The organism is Streptomyces buecherae (genome assembly GCF_014295035.1).
GTDB lineage: Bacteria > Actinomycetota > Actinomycetes > Streptomycetales > Streptomycetaceae > Streptomyces > Streptomyces youssoufiensis.
In genome coordinates, this window is record NZ_CP060404.1 from 2,860,694 (window position 1) to 2,884,099 (window position 23,406).

General features: G+C 76.0%; 12 protein-coding genes. 4 read left to right on the forward strand and 8 right to left on the reverse strand.

Annotated elements, in window-relative coordinates; genetic code table 11:
- Window positions 1-24: 24 nt before the first annotated feature.
- The 3 genes from H7H31_RS33455 to H7H31_RS10490 all read right to left on the reverse strand — a co-directional run bounded on the left by H7H31_RS33455 (window position 25) and on the right by H7H31_RS10490 (window position 9,427).
- Window positions 25-4,062, reverse strand: coding sequence for an ATP-dependent helicase (locus tag H7H31_RS33455; RefSeq protein ID WP_197995954.1), 4,038 nt, complete (start codon window positions 4,060-4,062; stop codon window positions 25-27).
- Window positions 4,063-4,433: 371 nt separating this feature from the next.
- Window positions 4,434-7,973, reverse strand: a complete 3,540-nt coding sequence (locus H7H31_RS10485) for an ATP-dependent helicase (protein ID WP_187117889.1) — start codon at window positions 7,971-7,973, stop codon at window positions 4,434-4,436.
- Window positions 7,974-8,917: 944 nt separating this feature from the next.
- Window positions 8,918-9,427: an MGMT family protein gene (locus H7H31_RS10490; RefSeq protein ID WP_308284248.1), complete on the reverse strand. Its 510-nt coding sequence runs from the start codon at window positions 9,425-9,427 to the stop codon at window positions 8,918-8,920.
- 191 nt (window positions 9,428-9,618) lie between these two features.
- Between H7H31_RS10490 and H7H31_RS10495 the strand changes: the two genes are divergently transcribed.
- A complete protein-coding gene (locus tag H7H31_RS10495; RefSeq protein ID WP_187062917.1) occupies window positions 9,619-12,438 on the forward strand; it encodes a lysylphosphatidylglycerol synthase transmembrane domain-containing protein in 2,820 nt (939 codons plus the stop codon).
- Between the two features lie 55 nt (window positions 12,439-12,493).
- Here the strand turns inward: H7H31_RS10495 and H7H31_RS10500 are convergent, their stop codons facing one another.
- The gene (locus H7H31_RS10500; RefSeq protein WP_187062918.1) at window positions 12,494-13,402 is read right to left on the reverse strand and encodes an NmrA family NAD(P)-binding protein; all 909 of its coding nucleotides are present in this window, start codon (window positions 13,400-13,402) and stop codon (window positions 12,494-12,496) included.
- Window positions 13,403-13,504: 102 nt separating this feature from the next.
- Between H7H31_RS10500 and H7H31_RS10505 the strand changes: the two genes are divergently transcribed.
- The 3 genes from H7H31_RS10505 (at window position 13,505) to H7H31_RS10515 (ending at window position 17,624) form a co-directional block, all read left to right on the forward strand.
- Window positions 13,505-14,065, forward strand: coding sequence for a TetR/AcrR family transcriptional regulator (locus tag H7H31_RS10505; protein WP_187062919.1), 561 nt, complete (start codon window positions 13,505-13,507; stop codon window positions 14,063-14,065).
- Window positions 14,066-14,426: 361 nt separating this feature from the next.
- Window positions 14,427-15,950 carry an alpha/beta hydrolase gene (locus tag H7H31_RS10510; RefSeq protein ID WP_232109779.1) on the forward strand — a complete coding sequence of 508 codons (1,524 nt, stop codon included), beginning with the start codon at window positions 14,427-14,429 and terminating at the stop codon, window positions 15,948-15,950.
- A gap of 69 nt (window positions 15,951-16,019) precedes the next feature.
- Window positions 16,020-17,624 carry an alpha/beta hydrolase gene (locus tag H7H31_RS10515; RefSeq protein ID WP_187062921.1) on the forward strand — a complete coding sequence of 535 codons (1,605 nt, stop codon included), beginning with the start codon at window positions 16,020-16,022 and terminating at the stop codon, window positions 17,622-17,624.
- Here the strand turns inward: H7H31_RS10515 and H7H31_RS10520 are convergent.
- The 4 genes from H7H31_RS10520 to H7H31_RS10535 form a co-directional block, all read right to left on the reverse strand.
- Window positions 17,621-19,843 carry a HelD family protein gene (locus H7H31_RS10520; RefSeq protein ID WP_187062926.1) on the reverse strand — a complete coding sequence of 741 codons (2,223 nt, stop codon included), beginning with the start codon at window positions 19,841-19,843 and terminating at the stop codon, window positions 17,621-17,623. The genes H7H31_RS10515 and H7H31_RS10520 overlap by 4 nt on opposite strands.
- A gap of 342 nt (window positions 19,844-20,185) precedes the next feature.
- Window positions 20,186-21,364 (reverse strand): adenylyltransferase/sulfurtransferase MoeZ, encoded by a 1,179-nt coding sequence (gene moeZ, locus H7H31_RS10525; RefSeq protein WP_176163952.1) that lies wholly within the window; start codon window positions 21,362-21,364, stop codon window positions 20,186-20,188.
- A 61-nt stretch (window positions 21,365-21,425) separates the two neighbouring features.
- On the reverse strand, window positions 21,426-22,175 hold the full coding sequence (locus H7H31_RS10530) for a spherulation-specific family 4 protein (RefSeq protein ID WP_187062922.1): 750 nt from the start codon (window positions 22,173-22,175) through the stop codon (window positions 21,426-21,428).
- Window positions 22,163-23,227 (reverse strand): NAD-dependent epimerase/dehydratase family protein, encoded by a 1,065-nt coding sequence (locus H7H31_RS10535; protein ID WP_187062923.1) that lies wholly within the window; start codon window positions 23,225-23,227, stop codon window positions 22,163-22,165. The genes H7H31_RS10530 and H7H31_RS10535 overlap by 13 nt, the downstream gene beginning before the upstream one ends.
- Window positions 23,228-23,406 lie beyond the last annotated feature (179 nt).

Here is a 23,406-nt window from a genome sequence, read left to right on the forward strand (position 1 = left end):
CCGCGCGCCGGCCGTGACCGGCGGTCACGCGTCGGGGCGCGGGCCGTGGGGCGGGGCGGGCTCGTCGCCGAGCAGGACGCGTTCGATCTCGGCCCGGCCGGGGAGCGGGTGCGGCCGGACGATGTCGCCGGTGCGGACGTAGAGGAAGGTGGCCGTGACGGCGGACAACGGCAGGCCGTGCTGTTCGGCCCAGGCCAGCCGGTAGACGGCGAGCTGGAGCGGGTCGGCGTCCTGCGCCCGGTTCGTCTTCCAGTCGACGATCTCGTACGCGTAGGGGTGCGCTGCCGCGTCGTGCGAGGTCTCGCCGTGCGGCGCCTGGTCGCGAGCGGTCTCGTCGCGCGGGGGCTCGTCGGGCGCGACCGGCTCGGGGGTGGCGTCGGTGCCGGCGCGCGGGGCGGCGGGGGCGCGGTAGCGGTAGACCGCGTCGATCCGGCCGCGGACCACCCGGCCGGCGAGCGTGAGCTGGAACGGCGCCTCGACGCGGTACGGCGTGCGCCGGGCGTACGGGGTGCGGTGGAACGCCTCCTTCAGCGCCTCCAGGTCTCCCCCGTCGTCGTCCGGTTCGCCGTACTCGTCCGCGCCCGGCAGGTCGTCCGGGCCGAGCAGGGGCAGCGGCAGGGCCTCGAATCGCGACTCGACCCAGGCGTGGAAGCGGGTACCCCGGCGCGCCGCGCGCCGGGGTGGGCGCGGCATGGGGCGGGCCAGCTCGCGGGCGAAGCCGTCCGGGTCGGCGGCGAGCCGGAGCAGTTGGGTGGCGCTCAGCGCGGCGGGGACCAGCACGTCGCGCACGGTCGCGCGGGCCCGGCGCAGTTCGCCGGCGAGCGTGTCGAGGTCCCGGTCCCAGGACGCGGCGAGCCGGGCCTCCTCGGGCAGCAGCCGCTCGCCCACCGGCTCCCTGGGCCGGCCGGCGGCTGTGTTGTCGTACGGATCGGCCTCGTACGGGTCAGCGTCGTACGGATCGGCGTCGTACGGATCGGCCTCGTACGGATCGGCCTCGTACGGGTCGGCGTCGTACGGATCGGCGGGGGCGGCCGGCGCGTCCGCGCCCCGGCCCGGCGCCGGGGCCTGGGCGGCGGGGTGCCGCGCGTCGTGGCCGGACGGTGCCTCCGGGCCGGGGCCGGGGGCCGCCTCGGCGTGCGTCGGGGTGGCCTGTCGTACGAGGTGGGCGCGGACGGCGTCGGCCGCGCGGCGGCGGCGGGCCAGCGCCGTCGGGTCCAGCGGCAGCGGCCAGGTCCGGTCGGCGCGTGCCGTCGGGTCCTGGTCGTGGTCCGGGTCAGGGACGCGCAGCGCCGGGTTCTCCTCGCCCGGCTCCGGCGCGGGCGCCCAGGACTCGATCTCGCCGTCACCCGCCTCGCAGTGCTCCCGCAGCGCCTCCAGGAAGGCGGACGGGCCGCGCGGCTTCTTCTGCGACGGGCCCCACCAGTGGCCGGAGCCGAGCAGCAGGGAGCGGGGGCGGGTGAAGGTCACGTAGCCGAGGCGGAGTTCCTCGGTGCGCTGGTGCTCCTTCATCGCGGCCTTGAACGCGTTCAGCCCCTTGGCGTCCCAGCTCCCCACCGTGGGCAGGGTGTCGGCGTCGCCGCGCAGCGCGTGCGGCAGCACCCTGGCACTGGCAGTCCAGGACTCGCGGGACTGCTCGCTCGGGAACGTCTTCGTCACCAGGCCCGGCACCGCGACCACGTCCCACTCCAGCCCCTTGGACTTGTGCGCGGTGAGCACCTTCACGGTGTTCTCGCCGCCCGGGAGCGCGTTGTCCAGGCCCCTCTCGTACTGGGCCGCCGTACGGAGGAAGCCGAGGAACGCCAGCAGCGTGGGCTCGCCCTCCAGCGCGGACGCGCCGCCCTGGCGGGTGGCGAACCCGGCGGCGACGTCCAGGAAGTTGCCGAGCGTCTCGCGGCGCCGGGCGGCCAGCGCGTGCGGCGACGCGGACAGCTCCACCTCAAGGCCGGTCACCGCGAGGATGCGGTGCAGCACGTCCATGAGCGGGTCGCCGAGGGAGCGACGCAGCTCGCGCAGTTCGGCGGCGAGCCGGGCGAAGCGGACGCGGGCCTGCGGCGAGAACGGCAGGTCGTGTGCCGCGTCGGCCGGCGCCCGGTCCGGGCCCGGGCCCTGGGTGCGGCCGGTATGGCCCGGGACCTGGGTGTGGCCCGGGTCCTGGGTTCGGGCATCGTCGTGGTCGTGGCCCTGGTGCTGGTCGTGGCCCTGGTCGGGGTGGGTCGCGGCCGGGGTGTCGAGGACGAAGGTGTCGAGGGCGTCGGCCAGCGAGATGGCCTCGGCCGGGTCCACGCCCTCGACGGCCTCGGCCAGCCGGCGGTCGGCGTCCTGGTCCAGGCTCTCGTGGTCGCGCCGTACGAGAGCCCGCGCGCGGCGGCCGAGCAGCGCCAGGTCGCGCGCCCCGATGCGCCAGCGCGGGCCGGTGAGCAGCCGCACCAGGGCCGCGTTGGCCGTCGGGTCCTGGAGCACCTCGCACACGGCGACCAGGTCGGCGACCTCCGGCAGGTGCAGCAGCCCGGACAGGCCCACCACCTCGACCGGCACGTCCCGGCTCACCAGCGCGGACTGGATCTCGGCGAAGTCCACGGCCGTACGGCACAGCACCGCGATCTCCCCCGGCTCGGTGCCCGTACGCACCAGGTGGGCTATGGAGTCCGCGAGCCAGGCCATCTCGTCGGCGTGCGTGGGCAACAGCGCGCAGCGCACCAGGCCGTCGCGCTCGGCGCCGGGCGCCGGGCGCAGCGCCTCCACGCCCGCGTGCCGGGCGCGCAACGGCGCGGCCAGCCGGTTGGCGAGCGCGAGCAGCCGGCCGCCGCTGCGCCGGTTCTCGCTGAGCGCGAACCGCTCGGCCGGGGCGCCCCGTACGGCGGCGGGAGCGTCGCCGGGTTCGGCGGCGAGGGCGGGAGCGTCGATGGGCGAAGACGGGCCGTCCGCGTGTGCGGGGCGGGTGGCCGCGCGGGGGAAGTGCTCAGGGAAGTCGTCCAGGTTGGCCACGGAGGCGCCGCGCCAGCCGTAGATCGCCTGGCAGGGGTCGCCCACGGCGGTCACGGCGTGCCCCACGCCCTCGCCGGCTCCCCCCGCGCCCGGCGTGCCGTCGCCCGGCGACGTACGCCCACCCGCCGTCCGCTCACCCGGCGCCCGCTCGCCGGGCGGCGCCTGCTCGCCCGCGCCGAACAGGCTCGACAGCAGGAGTCGCTGGGCCACCGACGTGTCCTGGTACTCGTCGAGGAGGACGACCGCGAACTCCGCGCGCAGCGCACGGCCGACCTCCGGGTGGTGGCGTGCCAGGGTCGCCGACAGGGCGATCTGGTCGCCGAAGTCGAGCAGGTCGAGGCGGCGCTTCTCGGCGCGGTAGCGGCCGACGAGGTCGAGCAGTTCGAGCCGGGCCCGGGCCGCGTCGGGCACCTTGCGTAGGTCGTCGTTGCTGAGCTTGACGGCGTCGAGGGCGGCGAGAAGCTCCGTGTCGTACTCCCGCAGCCGCTCGACCGGGACCAGGTGCTCGGCCAGTTCGCCGTCCAGGGCGAGCAGGTCGGTCACCAGATCGGCGAAGGAGCGGGTGAGCGCCGGGTAGGGGCCGGGCGCGGTGCGCAGCACGCGGGCGGCGAGCTGGAACCGGGTGGCGTCGGCGAGCAGCCGCGCGCCGGGCTCGACGCCGATCCGCAGCCCGTGGTCCTTCAGCAACTGCCCCGCGAACGCGTGGTACGTGGAGATCCGCGGCTCACCCGGAACCTCGTCCTCCGCGCCGGCCTGCCCCACGGGCCCGGCCGGGGCTCCCCCGGCGCCGCCCGGCTCACCGACGCCGGCCCGCAGCAGCGCCCTGCGCACCCGCTCGGCCAGCTCGCCGGCCGCCTTGTTGGTGAAGGTCAGCCCCAGCACCTGCTCCGGCGCGACCTGCCCGGTGCCGACCAGCCAGACCACGCGCGCGGCCATCACCGTCGTCTTGCCGGACCCGGCACCGGCCACGATCACCTGGGGAGCCAGCGGCGCGGTGATACAGGCCAACTGCTCCGGGGTGAACGGGATGCCGAGCAACTCCTTGAGCTGCTCGGGGTCGGTGAGGTGTGCTGACACCCCAGTGAGGCTAACGCCCCGCACTGACAGGCCCCGCCGCCGCGCACCCCGCGCGGAACCGGCCGCCGCCCCGCTCCACCCCCGCAGCGGCCGGCTCCGCGAGCGCGCCCCCGCCCAGCGCCCGGGCGGCCTGACGCGCCCCACCGTCACCCCGGCGCACCGGCCCCCACGCCACGCGCCGGGGCACCGCCAGAGTGACCAGAACCACCCTCAGTGCCCGGGCCAGAGCCAGAGCCGTACACCCGCGCCGAGCCAGGACCAGACCCAACCCCCGGGGGCCGCTCGCCCGCGCCGAGCCAGGACCGCACGCCCGCATCGGGCCAGGGCCGCGCCCACCCCCCGGCCGCGCGCCAGGGCGGACCGTCGCGCGGTCACTCGACCACGTGGCGGCCCTCCGGGCGGGCGCCGCAGGAGGCGCGGAAGGCGCAGCGGTTGCAGTGCTCGCCGGTGGTCGGGGCGAAGCGTTCGTCGAGGACGCGGCCCGCCGCCGTGGCGAGCAGTTCGCCCACCCAGTCCCCCGCCTCACCGGCGTCCGTGGGCCCCGTAAGCGACTCCTGTGCCTGCACCTTCGGTAGCGCGTCGCCGCCCTCCTTGCGGGGCGCCGCCTGGCGCAACTGGACCAGTTCCGCGCCGCCGGGCTCCGGGCGAGCGCCGTCGAACAGGTCGTCCACCGCGCCCGCGCGTACCGCGAGCTGGTAGACGGCGAGCTGCGGGTGGTGGGCCACGGCGTCGCGAGTGACGGTCTGCTTGCCGGTCTTGAAGTCCACCACGTACGCGCGGCCCTCCGCGTCCGTCTCCACCCGGTCCATGGAGCCGCGGATGCGTACCTGGTACGCCGCCACGTCGAGGGTCACGTCGAAGGCGTGCTCGCTGCCGACGACGGTGCGCCCGCCGCGCTCCATCACGTGCCAGCGCAGGAAGCGTTCCAGCGCGGCACGCGCGTTCTCCTTCTCCTGCCGCGACTTCCACGGGGCGTCGAAGGCGAGCGCGTCCCACACCGAGTCGAGCCGTTCCATCAGCACCGCGAGGTCGGCCGGGGTGCGGCCGGAGGCCACCTCGTCCGCGAGCACGTGCACGACGTTGCCGAAGCCCTGCGCCGCGGTGGACGGCGGCTCCGCCTTCACCTCCCGGCCCAGGAACCACTGGAGGGAACAGGTGTTGACCAACTGGTCGAGCGCGCTGCCCGACAGGGTCACCGGCGCGCCCCGGTCGCGCAGCGGCGCCTCGGCGCGCGTGCGCTCCTCCAGGCCCCACCAGCGGTACGGGTGCGCCGCGGGCACCAGCGGGTGGCCCTCCTCGTCGCGCAGCGCCGCGAGCCGGGCCAGCCGCTGGGCGGCGGCGTCCCGCAGCGCCTCGGACGCGCTCGGGTCGACGGTCGTGGCGCGCAACTCGGCGACGAGCGCGGAGACCGACAGCGGGCGGCGCGGGCGGTGCAGCACGTCCACCGGCTCCACGCCCAGCTCGGTCAGGAACCGCGACGGCTGGTCGCCGTCGTCGGCGGGGGCCCGCACGGCGGTCACCACCAGCCGCTCGCTGGCCCGCGTCGTGGCCACGTAGAACAGCCGCCGCTCCTCGGCCAGCAGCGCGCCCGGCGGCATCGGCTCGGCGATGCCGTCCCGGCCGATCCGGTCCGCCTCCAGGAGCGAACCCCGGCGCCGCAGGTCGGGCCACAGGCCCTCCTGCACGCCCGCGACGACCACCAGGCGCCAGCGCAGGCCCTTGGAGCGGTGCGCGGTCAGCAGCCGCACGGCGTCGGGGCGCACCGCGCGGCGGGTCAGCGTGTCGGCGGCGATGTCCTGGGCGTCCAGCTCTTCGAGGAAGTTGAGCGCGCCCCGGCCGCCGGTGCGCTCCTCCGCGCGCGCGGCCGTCTCGAACAGGGCGCACACCGCGTCCAGGTCCCGGTCCGCGTTGCGCCCCGCGGCCCCGCCGCGCCAGGCGGCGCGCTCCAGGCGCTGCGGCCACGGCGTGCCGTCCCACAGGCACCACAGCGCCTCCTCCGCCGTGCCGCCGCCGGCGAGCAGCTCGCGCGCCTTGCGCAGCAGCAGGCCGAGGCGCTGCGCGCCCCGCGCGTACGCCGGGTCGTGCGCCACGAGGCGCTCCGGCTCGGCCAGCGCCTCGGCGATCAGCACGTCGGACGGGCGGGGCACGGCGCGCCCCGCGGCCCGCTCCTCGTCGCGCAGCGCCCGGCCGAGGCGGCGCAGGTCGGCCGCGTCCATGCCGCCCAGCGGCGAGCCGAGCAGCGTGAGCGCGGTCTCCACGGAGAGCCACCCGGTCCCGGAGGTGGTCTCCGGAGCCTCGGACTCGGACTCGGACTGGGGGTCGGGGCCGGTGTCGGGGGCGGCGCCGGCGCGCGCGGGGGGCGTCGGCTCCCCATCCGGACGGGGCTCGCCAGGCTCGGACGCCGGCTCGGGTCCGGGCTCCGGTGCGGGCGCCGGGCGTTGGCGCGGCAGGTGCGGGCCCTGGCCGGGGCGCCGGGCCAGGACCGCCGTCGCCGCCGCGCGCAACGCGGTGAGCAGCGGCGCGACGGCCGGTTCGGTACGCAGCGGGATGTCGTCGCCGTCGACCTCCACCGGCACCCCGGCGGTGGTCAGCGCGCGCCGCACGCCCGGCAGCCCCCGCGCGCCGGCGCGCACGAGCACGGCCATCTCGCTCCACGGCACCCCGTCCTCCAGGTGCGCGCGGCGCAGGATGTCGGCGACGTTGTCCAGCTCGGCGTTGGCGGTGGGGTAGGTGTACGCCTCCACCCGGCCACCGTCCCGGGCGGCCGTCAGCCCCCGGTGGGCGCGGGCGACGGCGGCCGGCAGCCGGGACAGCGGCATCCGGGCGGCCAGCGCCCGGGTCGCGGCCAGCAGTCGCTCGCGCGTACGGTGGCAGGTGGCGAGCACGGCGACGTCGGCGGGCCGCCCGTCGGGGCGCGGGAAGGTGGCCGGGAAGTCGAGGATGCCGCCGACGTCCGCACCGCGGAAGGCGTAGATCGACTGGTCGGGGTCGCCGAACACGACCAGCGCGGTGCCGCCCGCCGTGCCCTTCGCCGCGTTCTCCCCGGCGCGGCGCGGCGCGCCGCTCCCCTCGCCACCGCGCGGACCGCCCCGCCCGCCGCCCCGGGCGGCGTGGCCTCGGGCGACCACGCCGCCGGCCAGCGCGCGCAGCAGCCGCACCTGGGCGACGTCCGTGTCCTGGTACTCGTCCACGTAGATCGCGTCGTAGGTGCCCGCCAGTTCGGTCGCCACCTCGGGCCGCTCGGCGAGGAGCACCGCGCGGTGCACCAGTTCCGCGTAGTCGAGCACGCCCTGCGCGTCGAGGACGTCCAGGTACTCGGCGAGGAAGTCGGCGGCGGCGCCCCAGTCGGGCCGGCCGGTGCGGGCGGCGAACGCGCCGAGCGCCTTGGGCCCCAGGCCCAGTTCGCGGCTGCGGGCCAGCACCGCCCGCACCTCGTCGGCGAAGCCACGGGTGGTCAGGCAGGCGCGCAGCTCGTCGGGCCAGCGCACCGCGGCCCGGCCCGCGCCCTCCAGCTCGGCCTGACCGGCCAGCAGGTCGCGCACCACCACGTCCTGCTCGGGGCCGGACAGCAGGCGCAGCGGGTCGGCGAACAGGTCGGCGTCCTGGTGGGCGCGGACCAGCGCGTAACAGAACGAGTGGAAGGTCGTCGCCCACGGCACCGCCACGCCGCCCACGCGCACGGCGAGGCGGTCGCGCAGGGCCACCGCCGCCTTGCGGCTGAAGGTCAGCACGAGGACGCGCTCCGGGTCGGTGCCCCGGCGTACGCGGGCGGCCACGGCCTCCACGAGCGTGGTCGTCTTCCCGGTGCCGGGCCCCGCGAGCACGAGCAACGGCCCGCCCGCGTGGTCAACCACGGCCCGCTGCCGGGCGTCCAGCACAGGAGGGGTGGCCGCCCCGGGCGGCGTCCGCACCAGTCGATAGCCGCCGGGGCTGGACGCGCCGGGCGGCTCGAACGGTCCGGGGGCGTACGGCGCGTACCCGCGGGTCGCGGTGGCGGCGGGCGCCCCGGGCGCCGCGCCGGCCGACCGGGTCGCGGCGGGCGTCGGCGCCTCGTGGTCGGGGTGCGGGGCGGGTGAGTCCGTGGGCGACCCCGACCGCGGCCCCGGGGACGAGCGTCGCGCTGGCGACGCCGGCCCGCGCCGGGGATGGGACGAGGAGGAGGAGCTCACGTGGATCGCCGGTCCTGGTGGTTGTGCTGGGTGCCTTGCGGCCGTACGACGGATGGGGTCATGCCGGGCCGGGTCGCCGCCCGGGTGGGCCCGGCCCCGGTCCCACCGCGCCCGGCCCCGGTCGGGGCGCGCCGCGTGCTGGCCGGGGCGCGCCGGGCGGGGGCCGAGTGGTGAGGGCCGCCCCAGACGCTACGCCAGTGCCCGCGCGGGGCGCAGCGCCCGGCGTGCGGCGCGACCTCGCCCCGCGGCCTCCCGGCGTCCACCCGCCCGTCACGCGCGGGACGCCTGACCCGTCGGTCGCGGGCCGCCCGTCGGCCCGACGCGGGGCGGCTGACCGGGCCACACCGCGCGCCGCCGGCCGGGCCCCCGGGCCCGCCGCGCCGGCCGCCGGGTCCGCCTCGCGGGCCGCGCTCGCGGGTGACGGAAGTGACGAACGTGACGCAACCGACATCACCGCGGGCTCCGCCGTCACGGGGACGCCCACGGCCAGGGACGCGGGCGCGGCTGCCCCGCGCGCGCTCGCGGCGCCGCTCGGGCGGGGCGGGGCGGGCGCACCGGTGCCGGGCTTGCGGGCCCTTGTCACGGACTCGCCCACGATGCCGCGTACGGGCACGCCGCCCGATGCCCCGGGCCGGCGGCGGCGCACGCCGCGCGCCGTGGGTGGCGCCGGCGTCGCCCCGGCGTACTCACGCCTGGTCGCCGGAGGGTGGCGGATTGCCGTCCCAGCGGGCCCGGCGCATGTCGAGGCGGGGCAGGGCGCCACCGGAGCGCGCCGCTCCGCGGCCCTGACCAGCGCCGCGACGGGCCGCGCCCGGCCCGTCGGCCCGCTCGGCGTCGGGGGCGGGCCTGGCGCGCGCCGCCTCGCGCAGCGGCGTGCCCTCCGCCCGGTACTGCGCCAGCGCGCGCCGCTCGTGGCCCGGCAGCAGCGCGCCGTCCGCGCGCACCACGCGCCACCACGGCACCGCCGACCCGTACAGCGCCATCACCCGGCCGACCTGGCGCGGGCCGCCCACGCCACGGCCGCCGCCACCGGGCACCGGCGGTGCCTGCGGGTCCAGCTCCTCGGCCAGCCACTCGGCGACGTCGCCGTAGGTCATCACCCGGCCGGGCGGGATCCGCTCCGCGACCGCCAACACCCGTTCGGCGTAGTCGGGGAGCTCGTCCGGTTCGGTTCGTTCCTCGCTCTCGCGGCTCATCCGCCTCATCCTGCCGCACCCCACCGACAGCCGGCCCCCGATATCACGCACTGTGCACGGTCGTGCTACGGGGCGTACCATCCGTATCTCGCGACCTCGAAGTACCCCCTGATGCCGTCCCCGGCCCAGCGGCCATGCCACCATCTTCCGGGCGGTGACAGGTGACACGAGATCAAGAAGAGACGACTGAGATGCAGGGTGCGCAGCCTCCGGAAGAGGACAGCGCCCCCGCCGCGCTGCCTCGCCCCGACGACTCCGACGACGCCGACACGGCCGACAACCCCGACCGCGAGCGCTCCACGGGGGTGTCCGCCGCCGTCGAAGGCGCCCACCCCGACCAGCCCGCGCCCGACGCGGCGGCGCCCGCCGGCGCGCACCGCTGCGAGGACGGCGACCGGCACGCGGACCAGGTGTCCGGCGACGAACCGCTGCTGCCCGCCCGCGTGCACCGCCCCTCCGACCTGGTCAAGCTGGTCCTCGGGGTGCTCGGCATCGCGCTCGTGCTGGCCGCCGCCGCCTTCGCCCACGGCACCACCGCGGGCCTGGAGAAGGACATCGGCAAGGGCGCCCGGCAGGCGCCCGACCTGCTGATCGAGTTCGCCGGCCTGGCATCGAGCGTCGCCGTGCTCATCCTCCCCGTGGCCTTCGCCATGGAGCGGCTGATCAAGCGCGACGGGCTGCGGATCGCCGACGGCGTGCTCGCCGCCGTCCTCGCCCACGGCGTATCGCTGGCCACCGACCTGTGGGTGGCCCGCTCGGCCCCCGACTCGGTGCGCGAGACGCTGACGCAGCAGTCCCCGGGCGGCGCGTTCTCCGACCCCGTCCACGGCTACCTCGCCCCCGTCATCGCGTACATGACGGCCGTCGGCATGGCCCGCCGGCCGCGCTGGCGCGTGGCCATGTGGGTGGTGCTGTTCCTCGACGCCTTCGCCGTGCTCGTCGGCCGCTACACGACGCCCTTCTCCATCCTGGTCACGGTCCTGATCGGCTGGACCGTCGCGTACGGGACGCTGTACGCGGTCGGCTCGCCCAACGTGCGGCCCACCGGGCAGCACCTGCTGCTGGGCCTGCGCCGGGTCGGGTTCAGCCCGGTCAGCGCGCTGCGCTGGGACGAGGGCGCCAGCGGCGAGCAGCCGTCCACCACCGACCGGGGCCGCCGCTACCTGGTCACCCTGGAGGACGGCCCACCGCTCGACGTCACCGTCGTGGACCGCGAACAACAGGCCCAGGGCTTCTTCTACCGCACCTGGCAACGGCTCGCGCTGCGCTCCATCACCCAGCGCCGCGGCCTCCAGTCGCTGCGCCAGGCCCTCGAACAGGAGGCGCTGCTCGCGTACGCGGCCATCGCCGCCGGGGCCAACGCGCCCAAGCTCATCGCGACCTCCGAACTCGGGCCGGACGCGGTGATGCTGGTCTACGAGCACACCGGCGGCCGGACCCTCAACGCACTGCCCGACGAGCGGATCACCGACGAGCTGCTGGAGGGCGCCTGGCGCCAGGTGCGGGCGCTCCAGTCGCGGCGGATCGCGCACCGCAGGCTGGAGGGCGACGCCATCCTGGTGGACCGTTCCGGCCGGGTGATCGTCTCCGACCTGCGCGGCGGCGAGATCGCCGCCGGCGACGTGGTGCTGCGGATGGACATCGCGCAGTTGCTCACCACCCTCGCGCTGCGGGTCGGCGCCGAGCGGTCGGTGGCCGCCGCGGTCGACGTCATCGGCCCGGACGCCGTCGCCGACAGCCTGCCGCTGCTCCAGCCGCTGGCCCTCAACCGCGTCACCCGGGCCACCCTGCGCCACCTCGGGCGCGAGCGCTCCCACCGCGAGCGCGAAGCGGTGCTCGCCGCGGCCCGCACCGAGAAGGAGGCGCGCGAGGCGGAGGCCGCCGCGCTCCGGGAGCAGGTCGACGCCCAGCCGCTGGACCGCAGGGCGCGCAAGGCGCTCAAGGCGGAGAAGCACGCCGAGAAGCAGGCCGAGAAGCGGGCCGTCGACGAGGCGCTCGAAGAGGCCCGCGAGGAGGACCTGCTCTCGCAGATCCGGCAGCAGGTGCTGCTGGTGCGCCCGCAGGCGCCGATAGAGCCGGTCCGGCTGGAGCGCATCAAGCCGCGCACCCTGGTCAGCTTCTGCGCGGGCGCCTTCGCCGCGTACTTCCTGCTCTCCCAGTTCACCCACATCAAGCTGGGCCAGGTGGTCGGCGAGGCGAACTGGGCGTGGGTGGCGATCGCCCTGTTCTTCTCCGGCCTGACCTACGTGTGCGCGGCGATCAGCCTGCTCGGCTTCGTGCCGGAGAAGGTGCCGTTCGGACGTACCGTGTTGGCGCAGGTCGCGGCGTCGTTCGCGAAGCTGGTCGCCCCGGCGGCCGTCGGCGGCGTGGCCCTGAACACGCGCTTCCTGCAACGCGCCGGGGTGCGCCCCGGGCAGGCGGTCGCCAGCGTCGGCGCCTCGCAGCTCTTCGGCCTCGCCAGCCACGTGATCCTGCTCGGCACCTTCGGCTACATCACCGGCACCGAGCGCACCCCGACCCTCTCGCCGTCCCGTACGGTCATCGCCGGGCTGCTGACGGCGGCGGTGCTCGCGCTGGTGGTGACGGCCGTCCCGGCGCTGCGCAGGTTCGTCTCCACGCGGGTGCGGTCGCTGTTCGCCGGGGTCGTCCCGCGCATGCTGGACCTGCTCCAGCGCCCACAGAAGCTGTTCGCCGGCGTCGGCGGGATGCTGCTGCTCACGGCCGCGTTCGTGATGTGCCTGGACTCCTCGATCCGGGCCTTCGACGGCGACCTCAGCTATGCGAGCATCGCCGTCGTCTTCCTCGCGGGCAACGCCCTGGGCTCCGCGGCGCCCACGCCCGGCGGCGTCGGCGCGGTCGAGGCGGCGCTCATCGCCGGCCTGACCTTCGCCGGCCTCCCGTACGACACGGCGGCCCCCGCGGTCCTGCTGTTCCGGCTGATGACCTTCTGGCTGCCGGTCCTCCCCGGCTGGCTCTCCTTCTCCTACCTGACCCGCAAGGAAGCCCTGTAGGCGACGGCGCGCCCCCGGCCGCGCGCGCCACCGGCCGGGGGCGCGGTCGCGCGCGTCAGGCCGCGGCGCGCAGGTGCTCGCGCGCCCACGCGTCGAGGGTGGTCAGGGGGATGCCCAGTGCCCGGGCGAACTCCGGGCGCGCGGGCTGCGGGTGTTCGTTGAGGATGGCCTGTCCGAACCCGGCGTCGGGCATCCCGGCCGCGGTCGCCTCCTCCTCGGTCAGGTCGGGCACCGCCAGCTCGACGCCGAGGCGCTGGGAGAGGACCCGGGCGATCTCCGCCACCGTGCGCCGGTCGCTGGCCAGCTCCAGTTCGACCCCGGCGAACCGTTCCGGCGCGGCCACGGCCGCGGCGGCCGCCGCGCCGATGTCCGCGACCGCGACCAGGGCCACCCGGGTCGCGGGCCGCAGCAGGGTCACGAGGCCGCCCTCGACCCCGTGGGGGAAGAGCATCCCCGCGGCCGGGAGCAGGTTCTCCATGAAGAAGCAGGGCTTGATGAGCGTCCAGTGCGCGAAGCCCGCCGCGCGCACCCGGTCCTGGATGCCGGCCTTGGCCGAGTAGTAGGGCTCCATCCAGGCCCAACGGCCCGCCAGCCACGCGGCGTGCTGGCCGGCCCCGGAGACGGAGGTGTGCACGAACTGCGGCACGCCCGCGGCCCGCGCGCCCTCGATCAGGTTGGCCGCGTGCTCCACCTCGCCGGCGAAGCCGCGCCCGGCCAGGTCGGGCAGTTGGACGGAGAAGACGGCGCGGGCTCCCTCGGCGGCCCTGGCCACCGCGTCGCGGTCGTCGAGGTCGCCGGTGACGAGTTCGGCGCCGAGCGCCCGGACGGCGCGCGCCCGCTCGCTCGCGGGGTCGCGGACCAGCGCTCGGACGGGGACGCCGGCGGCCAGCAGGGCGCGGGCGGTGGCGCCGCCCTGTCGGCCGGTGGCGCCGGTGACCAGGACGGGGGTGGGGTCGGCGGACATGACGCTCCTCGGTAGGGGAAGCAGTTAAATGGCGGGGCCCGCCATTTATGCTTCGGTACGATACGGAGGGCCCCACCACTTAGCAATCCCGGAGATGACGCCATGACCGGCCAGCGCGCGGACGCCCGGCGCAACTACGCGCGGATCCTCGCCGTGGCCGAGCGGGAGGTCGCCGCGCACGGCGCCGACGCCTCCCTGGAGCGGATCGCGCGCATCGCGGGGGTCGGCTCGGCCACCGTGCGCCGGCACTTCCCCGGCCGGCGCGCGCTGCTGGAGGCCGTGTTCGGCGAGCGGATCGCGGCCCTGGGCGCCCGGGCAGCGGAGTTGGCCGAGGCGGCCGACGCGCGGGCCGCGCTGCTTGAGTGGCTGGCCGCGCTCACGTCGTACGCGGCCTCCGCCCGGGGCATGGCCGACGCGCTGGTCCAGGACGGGCTGACCGACCCGGAGCAGGTGGAGGACTGCTCGGCCAAGCTCGCGACGGCGGTCGAGCCACTGGTACGGCGGGCCGCCGCGGCCGGTGCCCTGGCGGCGGACGTGACGGCGGCCGACCTGCTCACGCTCGTCACGGGCATCGCCCTGGCCACCGAACACCACCCCGACCCGGCCGCCGAGGCGCGGCGGCTGCTCGACCTCGTGGTGGCCGGGGTCAGCCCGGCGCGCTGACCGCCGGGCCCGCCGCGCTCGGCCCCGCGCCCCGGCTGTCGGGGTTCCCACCCGCTCCCCGCCACTCGCTCACCCGTCCGGCGCGTCCCATCCGCTCGCCCCGCCACCCCGCTCACCCGTCCGGCGCGCTGTGCGGGCAGCGGCCGGCGCCAGTGCGGACGATGGGCAGCAGCCGCACCGCCGCCCGGTGCGCCCACGCGAGAGGACGGCCATGCCCCGAGCGACCCGACCGGGCCCCCGCAGCGCACCCGCCGGGGCCGCGCGGCCGGCGCCCGCGGCGGCGCGGGACCGGCGCGACGGCCGGCTCGCGGGCCGGGCGGAGCGACAGGGTCAGGCGGGGCGGGCGAGGTGGGTGAGCCCGGTGAGCCGGTCGGGCCACGGCCGGTCGGCCTGGCCCCTGGCCCTGGCCCTGCTTCTGGTCGGCGGGGCCCTCGCCGGCTGCGGGGACGACGGGGGCGACGCGCGGCCGGCGTCCCTGGCGCGGCAGAAGCTCACCTGGGGGCGGTGCCCGGAGCCGGCCGAGGGCGAGGAGGGCGCGGGCACCCCGGCGCCTGGCCCGCCCTGGGAGTGCGCCACGCTGCGCGCGCCGCTGGACCACGCCAAGCCGCGCGGCGAGACCATCGACATCGCCCTCATCCGCGCCCCGGCCACCGACCGCGCGCGCCGGATCGGTTCGCTGATCTACAACTTCGGCGGCCCCGGCGGCTCCGGCGTCAACGGCTTGCCGGCCTTCGCCGACGACTACCGCGACCTGCGCACCCGCTACGACCTGGTCAGCTTCGACCCGCGCGGGGTCGGCCGCAGCAGCGGGGTGCGCTGCCTGAGCGACCGGGACCTGGACGCGTACCACGCCGCCGACACCACCCCGGACGACGCCCGCGAGACCCACGCCCTCGACGCCCGCAAACGCGCGTACGCCGCGGGCTGCCAGGAGCGCTCCGGGAAGGTGCTCGCGCACGTCGGCACCGTCAACACCGCCCGCGACCTCGACCTGATGCGGCGCGTGCTCGGCGACGCCAGGCTGCACTACTTCGGCGTCTCCTACGGCACCGAACTCGGCGGCGTCTACGCCCACCTGTACCCGCGCCGGGTCGGCCGGGCCGTGTTCGACGCTGTCGTGGACCCGGGACAGGACCCGGTGCGCGGCGCCCTGGGGCAGGCCAGGGGGTTCCAGCGGGCGCTGGAGAACTACCTGCGCGCCTGCCCCGCCGACGCGGACGACTGCCTGACCGGCGAGGAGATCGCGGCGCTGCTCCGGCGGCTCGACCGGGACGCGCTGCCCGGCGCCGGCGACCGGTCGTTGACCCAGTCACTGGCCAGCGACGGCATCGCGCAGGCGCTGTACACCAAGGACTTCTGGGAGTACCTGACGCAGGGGCTGCGCGACGCGGCCGACGGGGACGGCAAGGTGCTGCTCGCCCTCGGCGACCTGATGAACGGGCGCGGCGAACAGGGCCACTACAGCACCCTGCAGTCCGCCCTGACCGCCATCACCTGCGCCGACTACCGACAGCGCTACACGGCGGCGGACGTGCGGGCGCGGCTGCCGGAGTTCCGCAGGGCCTCCCCGGTCTTCGGCGAGTACCTGGCCTGGGGCCTGCTCCAGTGCCGGCACTGGCCCACGGCCGGCACCTGGCGCACCCCGGACGTGCGCGCCCCCGGTGCCGCCCCGATCCTGGTCGTCGGCACCACCGGCGACCCGGCGACGCCGTACGAGGGGGCCCGGCGGATGGCCCGCGCGCTGGGCCCGGGCGTGGGCGTCGAGGTGACGTACCGGGGCGAGGGGCACGGCGCGTACGGCGGCGGCAACCGGTGCGTGCGGCGGACCGTGGACGCGTACCTGCTGGCGGGGACGGTGCCGGCCAGCGGGACGACGTGCTCGTGACGCGCGGGTGAGGGCGTGGCGGCACGGGGACGTCAACGGTGCGTGGAGGGGCGCTTAGGATCGCTTTCCATGTCACGCCATATACGGAGCACGGCCCTGACCTCAGCCGCTCTCATGATCGTGGTGGGCGCCACGGTGGCCGGGTGCGGGGGCGGTGACGAGGGGGCGAGCGGCGACCGGCGCGAGTCCCCCACCGCCACGCCGTTGCCCCGCGTACCGGTCGACCCCGCCCTGCCGGAGCACCTCACCGGGCAGCAGGTGAGGTGGGAGGCGTGCGCGGCGCCGACGGTGCTCCAGGGCGGGGGCGAGAAACCCGGCGACGCCTGGCAGTGCGGCACGCTCAGGGCCCCGCTGGACTACGCGAAGCCGCGGGGCGAGACCATCGACCTCGCGCTGATCCGCAAGCCGGCCACCGAGGCCGACCGGCGCATCGGCTCGCTCGTCTTCAACTTCGGCGGCCCCGGCGGCTCCGGGGTCGCCACCCTGCCCGACTTCGCCGAGGACTACGCGCGCCTGGGCGAGCGCTACGACCTGGTGAGCTTCGACCCGCGCGGGGTCGGCGAGAGCGCCGGCGTCACCTGCACCAGCGACGCGGAGCGGGACGCGTCGGCCGAGGTGGACGGCACGCCCGACGACGCCGCGGAGCTGAAGCGGGGCCTGGCCGACTCGCGCGCGTACGCGGCGGCCTGTCAGCGCGCGTCGGGCAAGGTGCTGGCGCACGTGGACACCGAGAACGCCGCCCGCGACCTGGACCTGATGCGGCAGGTGCTGCGCGACCGCAAGCTGCACTACTTCGGCATCTCCTACGGCACCGAACTCGGCGGCACCTACGCCCACCTGTTCCCGAAGAACGTCGGCCGGGCCGTGCTCGACGCGGTCGTCGACCCGACCAGCGACACCAGGGCGGGCGCGCTCGCCCACGCGCGGGGCTTCCAACGCGCCCTGGACAACTACCTGAAGGACTGCGCCGGCAAGGGCGCGAAGTGCCCGGTGGGCGACGACCCGGCCGAGGGGCGCGAGCTGATCGCGGCGCTGCTCGGGGCGTTGGACGAGGAGCCGCTGCCGACCGACGACGGCGACCGCGTGCTCACCGAGAGCCAGGCCCTCGGCGGCATCGCCACCGCGCTGTACAGCGAGGAGAGCTGGAAGTACCTCTCGCTCGGCCTCCAGGAGGCCATCGAGACGGAGCGGGGCACGATACTGCTGGCACTGGCCGACTCCATGCTGGGCCGCGACGACGAGGGCCGCTACGACAACGGCCAGCCCGCCAACTCCGCCATCACCTGCCGGGACACCCGCCAGCGCTACACCCCGGAGCAGGTACGCGCCGAGCTGCCGGCCTTCCGCAAGGTCTCCCCGATCTTCGGCGAGTTCATGGCCTGGGGCATGCTCGGCTGCACCGACTGGCCGGTGCCGGGGCTGCGCGAGCACCCCGAGGTCAGCGCCCCCGGCGCGGCCCCGATCCTGGTTATCGGCACCACCGGGGACCCGGCGACGCCGTACGAGGGCGCGCGCACCATGGCCCGCGAACTCGGCGAGGGCGTCGGCGTCGAGCTGACGTACCGCGGCGAGGGCCACGGGGCGTACAACAGCGGCGACGACTGCACGGTGCGCGCCGTGAACGACTACCTCATCGACGGCACCGTGCCGCCGAGCGGCACCACCTGCGGCTAGCTCCCGGCCACCGCAAGGCCACCCAGCGCCGCGGGCAGTTCGCCCGTGTGCAGCACCCCGAGGCGCTGGGTGGCGCGGGTCAGCGCGACGTACAGGTCGCTGACCGCGTACCCGGCCGGCTCCACGACGAGGACCGTGTCGAACTCCAGGCCCTTGGCCTGCCGCGGGCCGAGCAGCACCACCTCGCGGGTCAGGTCGGGCGTGGGCCCGTGGCCCGCGTCCGGCAGCTCCGCGAGCAGCCCGGCGTGCAGCTCGGCCGGGGCGATCACCGCGACCCGGCCGCCGTCCCTGGCCACCGCCGCCTGGCGCGCGACGGCCACGGCCAGCTCCGCCGGTTCGGCGCGCAGCGCCCAGGGCCGCACCCCGGTGGAGCGCACCGAGCCCGGCGCCCGGAACGCGGGGTCGTGCGCGCGCAGGTACGCGGCGGCCACCTCCATGATCTCGGCGGGCGTGCGGTAGTTGACGCCCAGCCGCACGTGCTCCCAGCGGTCGCCCACGTACGGCGTGAGGACGCGCTCCCAGGAGCCGAGCCCGGCGGCGTCCGCGGTCTGGGCCGGGTCGCCGACCAGCGTCATGGAACGCGTCGGCACCCGCCGCATCAGCAGCCGCCAGGCCATCGCCGACAACTCCTGCGCCTCGTCCACGACGATGTGGCCGAACGCCCAGGTCCGGTCGGCCGCCGCGCGCTCGGCCGCGCTGCGGTGGTCGGCCTCCTCGTGCCGCTCGGCCATCCGCTCGGCGTCGATGATGTCGTGCGCCGCGAGCACCTCGGACTCCTCGTCCTCGAACTCGTACGTCTCCGAGCCCGCCGACAGCTCCAACACGCCCTGCGCGTACGCGATCCGCTCCTGGCGCGCGGCCTCGGCCGCGACGCGGGCCGCGCTGTCGTCCTCGCCGAGCAGTTCGGCCGCCTCGTCCAGCAGGGGCACGTCGGCCTCGGTCCAGGCCCCGCCCGCGCGTCGGATCAGCGCGACCGAGGTCTCGTCCAGGTGGGTCGGCTCGGCCAGGAAGTCGGCGACGAACTCCTGCGGGGTGAGCCTCGGCCACAGCTCGTCGATGGCCGCGTGCACCTCGTGGCTCGTCGCGATCTCCTTGCCCATCTGCGCCAGGTCGTCGGGTCCGAGCAGGTTGGGCCCGCCGAACGGGTCGGCGCCGATCCGCTCGGCCAGTTGCGCGGTGAGCGCGTCGATGACGTGGAAGGCGAAGGTGGGCCGGGCCAGGTTGTGCGGCAGCCCGCTCTCGCGGGCCCGCCAGCGCGCGTCCTCGGCCATGGCCCGGTCCAACCGGAGCGTCCCGTACCCCTCGTGGTCGATCTCCCGGGCCCGCTCCGGCACGGTCTGCCGCTCCCGCAACGCCTTGGCCAGCACGTCGGCCATCGCGGCCCGCCCCTTGACCTCGGCGGCGGCCGGGCTGTCGGTGCCGGTGGCGCGCACGCCGGGGAAGAGTTCGCCCAGGGTGGCCAGCAGCACGCCGGTCTCGCCGAGCGAGGGCAGCACGTCGCCGATGTAGCTGAGGAAGGCCGGGTTCGGGCCGACGATCAGCACGGCGCGGCGGGCCAGCAGCTCGCGGTGCTCGTACAGCAGGTACGCCGCCCGGTGCAGCGCGACGACGGTCTTGCCGGTGCCGGGGCCGCCCTCGACGACCAGGACGCCCTGGTGCGGCGCCCGGATGATGCGGTCCTGCTCGGCCTGGATGGTGCGGACGATGTCGTGCATCCGCCCGGTGCGCGCCGCGTCCAGCGCGGCCAACAGCACCTCGTCGGCGTCGGCGCCCTCGTGGCCGGTACGGGTCGGGTCCTGGAGGTCCATCAGCTCGTCGTGCAGCGCGGTGACGGTGCGTCCCTCGGTGCTGATGTGCCGCCGGCGCCGCAGGCCCATCGGGGAATGCCCGGTGGCCAGGTAGAAGGGCCGTGCGACATCCGCCCGCCAGTCGATTACCAGGGGCGTACGGGACGCGTCGTCCTGGCGAATTCCGATGCGCCCGATGTGATGACTCTGGCCGTCCCGGAAGTCAAGGCGACCGAAACAGAGCCCGTTCTCCCCCGCATTGATCGCACTGAGCAGCCCGGCCTGCTCCGCCACCTGCGTATCCCGCTCAAGCCTGGCCTGGAAACCGTTCCCCACCTGCACGAGCGCGGCCCGCATCGCCTCCTCGGCCTGCTCCCTGAGCTGATCGAGCCGGGCATAGAGGCCGGTGATGAATTGCTGTTCCTGCCGCATTTCCTCGGTTGACAATTCCACTCCCGACGCGTTAAGCTTCCCGCAGATGACTTGATTCCGCGTTTTCTTCTGACGAAGACACGAAGGATCAAATATACGCAGAGATAAGCCCCGGATGTCAATTCATCCGGGGCTTATCTCTTTTGCGCACGCGCCGCCTCACACGCGGCGGCGGTGGCGGTACGTGGGAGCGGCGCGGGCGACGGGCGGCCCGGGGCCCGGCCCGCGGCCGGACACGCGCGGGGCCGGGTCCGCCGCTGACTGACGGTGGACCCGGCCCCTGCGCTCGTGCTCCCGGCCGCGCGGCGACGCCGCCGCGGGTCGCAGGGCGTGCCGTGGCGGTCAGTAGACCGGCTTCTCCGGCTCGATCTGGTGGACCCAGCCGATCACGCCGCCGCCCACGTGCACCGCGTCCGCGAAGCCCGCGGACTTGAGCACGGCGAGCACCTCGGCCGACCGGACGCCCGTCTTGCAGTGCAAGACGATCTTCTTGTCCTGCGGAAGGCCCTGCAGGGCGTCGCCCATCAGGAACTCGTTCTTCGGGATCAGCCGGGCGCCGGGGATGGAGACGATCTCGTACTCGTTCGGCTCGCGGACGTCGATGATCTCGATGCCCTCGCCGTCGTCGATCCACTGCTTGAGCTGCTTGGGCGTGATGGTCGAACCCTGCGCCGCCTCCTGGGCCTCCTCCGAGACCACGCCGCAGAACGCCTCGTAGTCGATCAGCTCGGTGACCGTCGCGTTCGGACCGCAGACCGCGCAGTCGGGGTCCTTGCGGACCTTGACCTGGCGGTAGGTCATCTCCAGGGCGTCGTAGATCATCAGGCGGCCGACCAGCGGCTCACCGATGCCGGCGAGCAGCTTGATGGCCTCGTTGACCTGGATGGAGCCGATCGAGGCGCACAGCACCCCGAGCACGCCGCCCTCGGCGCAGGAGGGCACCATGCCCGGCGGCGGGGGCTCCGGGTACAGGCAGCGGTAGCACGGGCCGTGCTCGCTCCAGAACACGGACGCCTGGCCGTCGAAGCGGTAGATCGAACCCCACACGTACGGCTTGTTGAGCAGCACGCACGCGTCGTTGACCAGGTAACGCGTGGCGAAGTTGTCCGTGCCGTCGACGATCAGGTCGTACTGGGAGAAGATCTCCATCACGTTCTCCGCCTCAAGGCGGTCCTCGTGCAGCACGACGTTCACGTACGGGTTGATGCCGAGGACGGTGTCGCGCGCGGACTCCGCCTTGGAGCGGCCGATGTCGGCCTGGCTGTGGATGATCTGGCGCTGCAGGTTCGACTCGTCGACCTCGTCGAACTCCACGATGCCGAGCGTGCCGACGCCGGCGGCCGCCATGTACATCAGGGCGGGCGAGCCGAGGCCGCCCGCGCCCACACAGAGCACCTTGGCGTTCTTCAGTCGCTTCTGCCCGTCCATTCCCACATCGGGAATGATCAGGTGACGCGAGTACCTGCGGACCTCGTCCACGGTGAGCTCGGCAGCCGGCTCGACCAGGGGTGGCAGCGACACGGGGAACTCCGTAGTTGATGGGAGCAGCGTTGTTCTTCTGGTAACACTGCCACGCGGTGTCTCATTCCGTGACACCTGGTCCGATGCGCGAGACGATTTCGTCCCAGTAGCCGGGCAGCGTCTCCCACGCGTCGGCCTGGCCGTGGCCCTGCCGGTCGGTGAAGTAGATCGTGCCCGCTCCCTGCCAGCGCGCGATGCGCAGCGCCTCGTCCAGATGCGTGCGGGGCACGCCGTGCACCAGGTGGCAGAACCGCTCGGGCGGGTAGTCGGCCGTCCACGCGGCGGCCTGCGACCACCGGTAGTCGGCCCACTGCCCGGAGAAGGTCACCAACTGGTCGGCGCTCTCCACGTAGCTCGGATGCGGGTGCGTGCCGTGCGCGAACACCAGGTACGCCGGCGCGCGCAGGGCGCGCAGGGTGGTCGCGATCCGGCGCACCTCGGCGAGGCCCGGCCGCTCGGTGGGACATCGATCGAGGTAGAAGCCGTCCACCTGGTACCACTCCAGGAAGCGGTGCGCGTCCGAGAGCAGTTCACCGAACGGGCGGGTGCCGAACCGCACGTCGAGGTGGCCGAGCACCCGGCCGCGCGCCTCGTGCAACCGGGCCGCCGCCGCCAGGCAGTGCGGATCGGGGCGGGCGCCGGGGCCGCGCGCCACGTTGAGCACCGCCCAGTGCAACGGGGTGTACGGGCGCGCCAGTTCGGCCCACTCGGCCGGCGCCACCAGCGGGTGCGCGCAGCCGGGCACCCCGAAGCCGAGCCGGCCCGCCACCGCACCCGTGCGCCGGGTGCCGGTGGAGGTCACATACGGCATGCCGCCTCCATCCAGATGTCGGCCAGGGATTCCTCCAGGCCGATCCGCGTCCGCCAGCCCAGCCGGTCGCGCGCGGTGCGCACGTCCGCCTGCTGCCAACTGCCGCAACCGTCCGGGTACACGTGCCCGACCGGCCCCGTCGGGTGGTCGGGCCCGTGCTCGCCCCGGCCGTGCCCGGGGCCGTGGCCGGACCCGCCCGCCGGGCCGTGGCCGGCGCCGAGCGGCAGCCCGTGTCCGCCGGCGTGCGCCAGACCGGGGGGCTGGGCGGGGTGCGGCACGGAGCGCAGCGGGTGCGATCCGCCCTCCATGTCGTGCAGCGCGCCACCGAAGCCCGCCACCCGGGCCAGCACGGCGGCGGCGTCCCGCATCCGCACGGCCCGGCCGGTGCCGATGTTCACCACGCCCTGGGCGGCCGACAACGATGCCGCGTGGACGGCCCGCGCCACGTCCCGTACGTCGACGAAATCGCGTTGCGCGCCGAGCCCGGGGAACTTCAGCTCGTTGTCGCCCGCCTGCATCGCGCGCCGCATGGTGTCGGCGAGCCGGCCGAGCGGCGAGCCGGGCGGGGTGCCGGGCCCGACCGGCGAGAACACGCGCAGCACGATGGCGTCGAGCCCGGAACCGAGGACCAGCTCCGTCGCGGCCAGCTTGCTCACCCCGTACGGGCCGCCCGGGCGCGGGATGGCGTCCTCCGCGGTGGACGAGCCGGGCTGCGATGGCCCGTACTCGGCGGAGCAGCCGAGCTGCACCAGGCGGGCGCCGCAGCCACTGCGCCGCAGCGACTCGCAGATGGTGGCGACGGCCACCGTGTTGTGCCGGGTCAGCTCCCGGGCGCCGCCACGCGTCGTGCCCGCGCAGTTGATCACCACGCCGGGGTGGACGGCGTCCAGGAACCGGGTCAGCGCCCCGGGGCTGCCGGTGGACAGGTCGAACCGGACGTCGGCGGCGTCGCCCCGGCCCAGCTCGGTGAGCTGCACCGCCGGGTCGGCGAGCAGATGGTCGGCGACGTAGCGCCCGATGTAACCACTGGAGCCGAGCAGGAGAACGCGCATCAGCCACGCCCCCGTTCCGCGGTGCCGCTGACGAGCGGGGCGCCGGCGGCGCGACGGCACTGGGGACGGGCTGTCCCGGCGAGCCGGACGGCTCCGGGGGTCCCGGCCGCACGGCGGGCGGGGCGGTCGACGGAATGGTTGGTCATCTCGCTTGCTCCTTGTGAGGGTTGCGCCGCCCC

What these genes read in the sequence shown, in the direction of transcription:
- H7H31_RS10490 (WP_308284248.1), bottom strand. Translation starts at nt 9,427, where the DNA reads ATGAGCCGCGAGAGCGAGGAACGAACCGAACCGGACGAGCTCCCCGAC.
- H7H31_RS10495 (WP_187062917.1), top strand. Translation starts at nt 9,619, where the DNA reads ATGCAGGGTGCGCAGCCTCCGGAAGAGGACAGCGCCCCCGCCGCGCTG.
- H7H31_RS10500 (WP_187062918.1), bottom strand. Translation starts at nt 13,402, where the DNA reads ATGTCCGCCGACCCCACCCCCGTCCTGGTCACCGGCGCCACCGGCCGA.
- H7H31_RS10505 (WP_187062919.1), top strand. Translation starts at nt 13,505, where the DNA reads ATGACCGGCCAGCGCGCGGACGCCCGGCGCAACTACGCGCGGATCCTC.
- H7H31_RS10515 (WP_187062921.1), top strand. Translation starts at nt 16,020, where the DNA reads ATGTCACGCCATATACGGAGCACGGCCCTGACCTCAGCCGCTCTCATG.
- H7H31_RS10520 (WP_187062926.1), bottom strand. Translation starts at nt 19,843, where the DNA reads ATGCGGCAGGAACAGCAATTCATCACCGGCCTCTATGCCCGGCTCGAT.
- H7H31_RS10530 (WP_187062922.1), bottom strand. Translation starts at nt 22,175, where the DNA reads ATGCCGTATGTGACCTCCACCGGCACCCGGCGCACGGGTGCGGTGGCG.
- H7H31_RS10535 (WP_187062923.1), bottom strand. Translation starts at nt 23,227, where the DNA reads ATGCGCGTTCTCCTGCTCGGCTCCAGTGGTTACATCGGGCGCTACGTC.